The sequence below is a fragment of the Planococcus maitriensis genome (genome assembly GCF_003289925.1).
Lineage (GTDB): Bacteria > Bacillota > Bacilli > Bacillales_A > Planococcaceae > Planococcus > Planococcus maitriensis.
Genome location: NZ_QLZQ01000016.1, coordinates 1 through 1,018 on the forward strand (window position 1 = coordinate 1; position 1,018 = coordinate 1,018).

Annotated in this window: 1 protein-coding gene; it reads right to left on the bottom strand. The window is 41.9% G+C overall.

The annotated features are described in order from the left end of the window. Positions 1–177: 177 nt before the first annotated feature. Positions 178–798, bottom strand: coding sequence for a hypothetical protein (locus DP119_RS15755; protein WP_068869109.1), 621 nt, complete (start codon positions 796–798; stop codon positions 178–180). Positions 799–1,018 lie beyond the last annotated feature (220 nt).

The window sequence follows — 1,018 nt, forward strand, 5'->3', positions numbered from 1 at the left end:
CGTTCGTAAAAGTACACTTACACGAACGAAAGGAAAGAAGCTTATTCCATCACTTCTTTCCTTCAGATAAGCAATTATATGTAACTGGATTTAGTACAATTCATACATAGAAAAGAGCTTATCAATATAGAGAAGAAGCTTTTCGGGCTCCATCTCTTAACTCCAATTTTGTTCGAATTAACGTGCTTCTGCATTCTGAACAATTCCCCTGCCGATACGGACAATCTGCAAAGACGTGAGCCATAGGACCAGTGCAGACCCCAGGCCAACTACCGTCATGTATGCATTTGCTTCATATCCGCCAATCGAAATTCTCTCCGGAATAAAAATCCAGGCGACGAGAGCGATTGCACAAATCAGTCCCCCCGTCAGATGATAAACACGAACGCCGAAAAGTGAAGCCAATGGGAAAAAGTGCACACCAACAATCAACGCCACGATAATTGGAATGAGTTGCGTAATTTGTGTCGCGTTACAAACAAAGATGGCAATTGCGATGGCAATCCCTTCAGCAGCGAAAATAAGATTAAATGCATTGCGCTGTTTTTTTCCGGACTTTGAACCAGCGCTGGTGCCAGAAAACTTCCTTCCCGATCGCAGCAGCAGAAAGCCCGTTGTGCACAAAGCGATTCCGATTAATAGTGCAATGATAAGCAATGCTGTTTGCGTTCCTCCCGGCCATTGCAAACCCATAATGCCAGTGTATGCCCATAATGTGCCGAATATCGCCATGAAAAATACGCCGTTTGCTGTTCCAAATATGGCTGCTTCAGGCGGCATGCGCTTTTCTTCCATCATCTGAATGTCCTCCTCCGTATTGTTTCCTAAGCCTAACTTACATAAATTAGCAGGGATATTTCTCCCTTTTAATATTATATCAAAATTTTCTAATATCTCTTATCTTTTTTTATGTCAGAATAAATCTGCTCGTAAATATACCTTGACGAAAAAACTGGAGAAAAGAGACGCTTTGATTGGCCGCTTTTCTCCATTTTGTGTTCATACAACTTCCGATAAA

Excerpts from the sequence above, each read along its gene's own strand:
- DP119_RS15755 (WP_068869109.1), bottom strand. The coding sequence starts at position 798 with ATGATGGAAGAAAAGCGCATGCCGCCTGAAGCAGCCATATTTGGAACA.